This window comes from Nonomuraea mesophila, assembly GCF_004352805.1.
Lineage (GTDB): Bacteria > Actinomycetota > Actinomycetes > Streptosporangiales > Streptosporangiaceae > Nonomuraea > Nonomuraea longispora.
Map to the genome: position 1 here is coordinate 1 of NZ_SMLD01000300.1, position 5,350 is coordinate 5,350.

Here is a 5,350-nt window from a genome sequence, read left to right on the forward strand (position 1 = left end):
GAGCCGCCCGGCCGCCTCCGTGTCGCCTCCGCGCCCTGTCCGCGACCGGGCGGCTCCGTCCCGAGGGACCGTCCGGCGCCGGCCGCCCGCCCCTTTCCACGCGTGTCGGCGCCGGGCTGCGTGTCGTCGCCGAAGCCGCAGGACGGTAGCGTTTTCGCCATGCGACTCGGCGTGCTGGACATCGGCTCGAACACGGTCCACTTACTGGTCGTCGACGCCCATCGCGGCGCCCGGCCCATGCCCGCCTACTCCCACAAGGCCGAGCTGCGCCTGTCCGAGCATCTCGGGGACGACAACCGGCTGGCCGGCCAGGGCATCGAGCGGCTGGGCGCCTTCGTCGAGGAGGCCGTCGCCCTCGCCGAGGACAAGGGCGTCGAGGATCTCGTGGCCTTCGCCACCTCCGCCGTGCGCGAGGCCGCCAACGGCGAGGAGGTGCTCGCCGGGATCGACCGGCGCTGCGGCGTGGACATCACCGTGCTGTCCGGGCGCGACGAGGCCAGGCTGACGTTCCTCGCCGTGCGGCGGTGGTTCGGGTGGTCGTCGGGGCGGCTGCTGGCCTTCGACATAGGGGGCGGCTCGCTGGAGATCGCCGCCGGCGTCGACGAGGAGCCCGACGTGGCCGTGTCGCTGCCGCTGGGCGCGGGGCGGCTGACGCGCGACTGGTTCACCGGTGACCCGCCCTCCGCCGGCGAGGTGCGCGAGCTGCGCAGGCACGTACGCGCCGAGATCGCCCGCACCGTCGGCGACATCGTGCGTTACGGCACGGCCGACCGTGCGGTGGCCACCTCCAAGACCTTCAAGCAGCTCGCCAGGATCGCCGGCGCGGCGCCCTCCAGCGAGGGCCCCTACGTCGCGCGCTCGTTGTCACGCGAGGACATGGCCGCCTGGGCGGCCAGGCTCACCACGATGGAGGCCGCCGAGCGGGCCCGGCTGTCCGGCGTGTCCGAGGGCCGGGCGGCGCAGCTGGCGGCGGGCGCGCTGGTCGCCGACGCGGCCATGGACCTGTTCGAGGTGGAGCGGCTCGAGGTGTGCCCGTGGGCGCTGCGCGAGGGCGTCATCCTGCGCCGCCTCGACCTCCTGCCCGGCCGCCTCGACCAGGCGCACGCCTTGGCGGGCGAAGAGGCCGGGCGCGAGGGACGCATGAAGAGGGCCGGGTAAGAGCGTTCTATCCCGAAGATCTGGCATGAACCGCTGGTAGGCGGGCATCTTCTGCCGAATGGTGGAAGTGCTCGGCGCGATCGGCTCCCTGACGGTCGTCGTCCTCCTCATCGTCATGGCCGTGCTGCTTGTCGCGGCGGTCGCCATGGTCACGTTCGTGATGATGGCCGCCGTGATGATGAACTGGCGCGGGGTGTGGAGACGGCTGGGCCGCGGGGACAGAGGGCTGGAGCTGAAGCTGAGCGGCAGCGCCGTGCCGGCGCGGCGGCGGGCCGAGCTGCGCGGGGGCACGCCCCGGGTGCGCCGCCGGTTCCGCCTCGGCGTGCGCCCCGCCGAGCGCGGTCATCTGCACCGCGTACGCCTGCGCGACCACAGACCGTCAGAGCGGCACAGCAAGATCTAGGTGGTCATGAGGTGTGAGCCGGCCGCGCCCGGCGCGTAGCGCAGGCGCTTCTCCAGGCACACCATGGCGCCGTCCTGGCCCTTGTTGGTGAAGCGGATGTCGTCGGCGAGTGCCCGCATGATCTGCAGCCCGCGTCCGTGCTCGGAGCCGGGGCCGTGGTCGACGATCTTGTGCGGGTCGAAGCCGCCACCGTGGTCGACCACCTGGATGACACACCGCTCGTCGTCGACGATGGCGTAGACACGGTAGTCGTCGCTGGGCGCCGCGTGTTTGATCACGTTGGAGCACGCCTCGGTGAGCATGAGCTCGATGTCGTCGCGGACCTGCGGATCGACGCCGAGCGAGCGCAGCGTGCCGTCCAGCATCTCCCTGATCAGCGGGACGCTCGCCGCATCGCGGGGCAACCGAAGCGCTATCGTGGTCTCCACCGCGCCTCCTCCCTTGTCGATGCGTGCCGTCCCCCTGCCCCTGATCCCGCGCCCCAATCGTCCCTTCAGGCGTGATGAGCCGGGGTGATCAGGGCTCGATGAGCCGCATGGCCACCTCGATCGTGGCCTTGTGAATCTCCTCCTCTGACAACTCGCCCTCCAGGGCCAGCCACTTGCCCGCGTGCAGCCCGAACAGCGCCAGCGAGTGGCTGATGCGCTCGACGGGCGTCGCCTCGGGCCCGCTCATCTCGTGCGTCAGCTCCATCATCCGCTCACGCAGCTTGATGAGCGTCGGGTGGTCGCGCAGCGCCGTCTGGTTGCGCTCAAGGAACCTCGCCACGCCCAGGTGCCGGGTGCGCCGCAGGTGGTCGGCGTAGCGCTCGACCAGTTCCCGGCGCATCTGCGGGGTCTTGGGCCGGCTGCGCGCCCACGCCAGCAGCTCCTCGATGTCGGCGAGCCGCAGATCGACCAGGCTCGCCACGATGTCGTCCTTGGTCTTGAAGTGGTAGTAGAGCGCGGCCTTGGTCACCCCGAGCTCCTCGGCGATCTCCCGCAGGGAGGTCGCCTCGTAGCCCTGCTCGGTGAAGAGCCTGAGCGCGATCTCCTGGATCCGGGTTCGCGTGTCTTCCCGCACTTCGCACCTATTTCGACTTGACGGCCGACAAGTAAGTATCTAGCTTATTCTACGCTTGCCGGTCGGCAAGTAAGGAGTGGGTGCTCAGGGGGTAAGAGGTGGCGGAGGCAGTCGGACGACGCCGCGAGGTGATGATCGTCCTGCCGGGGCTGATGCTGGCGATGATGCTGGCCATGCTCGACAACATGATCGTGGGCACGGCCATGCCGCGCATCGTGGGAGAGCTGGGCGGGCTGGCCCACCTGTCCTGGGTGGTCACGGCGTACGTGCTGGGCACCACCGTGTCGACCCCGATCTGGGGCAAGATCGGCGACCTGTACGGCCGCAAGACCATCTTCATCGTCTCGATCGTCGTCTTCATGGTCGGTTCGGTGCTCTGCGGCATGGCCGGGTCCGAACTGCTCGGCGGGCCGGACGACGGCATGGCCGAGCTCATCGCGTTCCGCGCGATCCAGGGCCTGGGCGCCGGCGGCCTGATCGTGAACGTCATGGCGATCATCGGTGACCTCGTGCCGCCCCGCGAGCGCGGCCAGTACCAGGGCATCATGGCCGGCGTCATGTCGCTGGCGATGATCGCGGGCCCGCTGGTCGGCGGCTTCATCACCGACCACCTCGACTGGCGCTGGGCCTTCTACGTGAACCTGCCGATCGGCGCGGTCGCGCTGGTCCTGCTGGTGCTCAGGCTGCACCTGCCCAAGGTGGAGAAGACTCAGGTGCGCATCGACTGGGCGGGCGCGATCCTGCTGTCGGTCAGCATCACCGCGATGGTGCTCATCACCACCTGGGGCGGCAACGAGTACGCGTGGGACTCCTGGCAGATCCTCGCCCTGGCCGCGCTGGCCGTGGTCACGCTGGCCGCGTTCGTCCTGGTCGAACGGCGGGCGGTCGAGCCGATCATGCCGCTGCAGCTCTTCCGCATCCGCAACTTCACCCTGATCTCGGCCATCGGCTTCCTGCTCGGCTTCGCCATGTTCGGTGCGATCAACTTCCTGCCGCTCTTCCAGCAGATGGTGCAGGGCGCCACCGCCACCAACTCCGGCCTGCTGCTGCTGCCGATGATGGGTGCCTCCATGGTGGTGTCGCTGTTCGTGGGCAAGGCCATCACCGCGACGGGCAAGTACAAGATCTACCCGGTGATCGGCGGCGCCGGCATGGCCGTCGGCATGTGGCTGCTGTCCACCATGGACGTCACCACGCCGTCCTGGCTGACCGGCGTCTACATCGCGGTGCTCGGCCTCGGCATGGGCTTCCTCATGCAGACCACGATGCTCATCGCCCAGAACAGCGTCGAGCAGAAGGACCTCGGCGTCTCCAGCAGCGCTACCACGTTCTTCCGGTCGATCGGCGGCTCCTTCGGCGTCTCGCTGTTCGGAGCGATCTTCAACAGCGCCTTCCTGTCCGAGCTGACCGGCAGGTTCGGGCCGCAGGCGGCCGAGCGCATGGCGAGGACCGGCGCCCGGATGGACCCCGGCACGGTCGCCGCGATGCCCGCCCAGGTCCGCACCGGGCTGCTGGAGTCGCTGGCGGCCTCCATCTCCGGCATCTTCTGGTGGGCCATCGCGTTCGCCGTGGCCGTGCCGATGCTGGCGGCGTTCATCCAGGAGATCCCGCTGCGCGGGGCCGCACCCGCGCAGGCCGCCGCCTCCGACGAGGAGCCCGTCGCCCCGGCCGCCACGTGACCTGAACGCGGGTGCCGCAGGACCCGCGAGCGTGGCCGGCCGGAAAATGAGAGGCGCTGGGGAGGTGATTCGCCGACAATTGCCCCATGCACAGCCTCCGCCGTCCACGCGTGGATGACGCCGCGGCCATGTACGAACTCATCTCCGCCTACGAGACCGCGGTGATCGGGGCGCCGGACATGACGCCTGAGGACGTCGCCGACGAGCTCGTCGAGCCCGGCTACGACCGCGACAAGGACGGCTGGCTGGCGCAGGACGCCGGCGGCAGGCTGCTCGCCTCCGCCTGGGCGTGCGCCAACGGCGACAGCGACCTCGTGGACGTCGACGTGATCATCCGTCCCGGCGCCGAGGTCCTGGCGGAGGAGCTCTGGCAGGCCGTCCTCGGCCGGGCCCGCGAGCTGGCCGCCGAGCGCGGCCACGACGGCGCGACGCTCCACCTCGGGGTCCACCGCGCCGACCACGTCAAGCGCGCCATGGCCGGGAAACTGGGCTTCCGGCCCGGCACGAGCTTCCACCGCCTGCGCATCGACCACGACGGCCCCGTCGAGCCGCCGGTCCCGCCGGCCGGCTCACGCTGGGCTCCGGCACACGCGACGACGTCCGCCGCGAGGCGCACCGCGTGCACCAGGAGGCCTTCACCGAGCACTTCGGGTTCGTGAAGATCGGCTACGACCTGTGGTACGAACGCAGGCAGGCGCAGACCGCCAACGACTGGGGTCAGCTCGCGCTCGCCACGATCGACGGGCGGGCGGCGGGGGTGGTGATCGGCACCAACCAGTTCGTGCCCGACCAGGGCTGCGGCTACGTGGCCACGCTCGCGGTGTTGCCGGAGTTCCGGGGGCAGGGGCTGGGCCGGTTCCTGCTGCGCCACGCCTTCGCCGCCGACGCCGCCCGCGGCCGCAAGGGCACGATCCTGCACGTCGACAGCAACAACACCACGCCCGCGCTCGGGCTGTACGAGTCGGCGGGCATGCGCCCTGTCATGGTCATCGACATCTGGCACCGCCGCCTCTCGTCACGGGCGGGGTGAGGCGGCGGTGCCAGATGT

At 70.7% G+C, this 5,350-nt stretch carries 7 protein-coding genes; 5 read left to right on the top strand and 2 right to left on the bottom strand.

Translation table 11 applies throughout. From position 1 onward, the window contains the following. The first annotated feature begins 159 nt into the window (after nucleotides 1–159). Both E1295_RS46785 and E1295_RS46790 read left to right on the top strand, forming a co-directional pair. Nucleotides 160–1,158: a Ppx/GppA family phosphatase gene (locus E1295_RS46785; RefSeq protein WP_132641659.1), complete on the top strand. Its 999-nt coding sequence runs from the start codon at nucleotides 160–162 to the stop codon at nucleotides 1,156–1,158. A 58-nt stretch (nucleotides 1,159–1,216) separates the two neighbouring features. Further along, nucleotides 1,217–1,561: a hypothetical protein gene (locus E1295_RS46790; RefSeq protein ID WP_132641661.1), complete on the top strand. Its 345-nt coding sequence runs from the start codon at nucleotides 1,217–1,219 to the stop codon at nucleotides 1,559–1,561. Here E1295_RS46790 and E1295_RS46795 read toward each other — a convergent pair. Further along, the gene (locus E1295_RS46795) at nucleotides 1,558–1,989 is read right to left on the bottom strand and encodes an ATP-binding protein (RefSeq protein ID WP_132641663.1); all 432 of its coding nucleotides are present in this window, start codon (nucleotides 1,987–1,989) and stop codon (nucleotides 1,558–1,560) included. The genes E1295_RS46790 and E1295_RS46795 overlap by 4 nt on opposite strands. 88 nt (nucleotides 1,990–2,077) lie before the next feature. Further along, nucleotides 2,078–2,623, bottom strand: coding sequence for a TetR/AcrR family transcriptional regulator (locus E1295_RS52135; RefSeq protein ID WP_132641665.1), 546 nt, complete (start codon nucleotides 2,621–2,623; stop codon nucleotides 2,078–2,080). A 98-nt stretch (nucleotides 2,624–2,721) separates the two neighbouring features. Here E1295_RS52135 and E1295_RS46805 point away from each other — a divergent pair, with 98 nt between their 5' ends. The 3 genes from E1295_RS46805 (at nucleotide 2,722) to E1295_RS51655 (ending at nucleotide 5,332) form a co-directional block, all read left to right on the top strand. After that, nucleotides 2,722–4,302, top strand: a complete 1,581-nt coding sequence (locus E1295_RS46805; RefSeq protein ID WP_246081237.1) for an MDR family MFS transporter — start codon at nucleotides 2,722–2,724, stop codon at nucleotides 4,300–4,302. Nucleotides 4,303–4,412: 110 nt separating this feature from the next. Then, entirely contained in the window at nucleotides 4,413–4,961 is a 549-nt protein-coding gene (locus E1295_RS51650; protein ID WP_246081238.1) for a hypothetical protein, read from the top strand. Further along, nucleotides 4,877–5,332, top strand: a complete 456-nt coding sequence (locus E1295_RS51655) for a GNAT family N-acetyltransferase (protein ID WP_484214010.1) — start codon at nucleotides 4,877–4,879, stop codon at nucleotides 5,330–5,332. The genes E1295_RS51650 and E1295_RS51655 overlap by 85 nt, the downstream gene beginning before the upstream one ends. Nucleotides 5,333–5,350 lie beyond the last annotated feature (18 nt).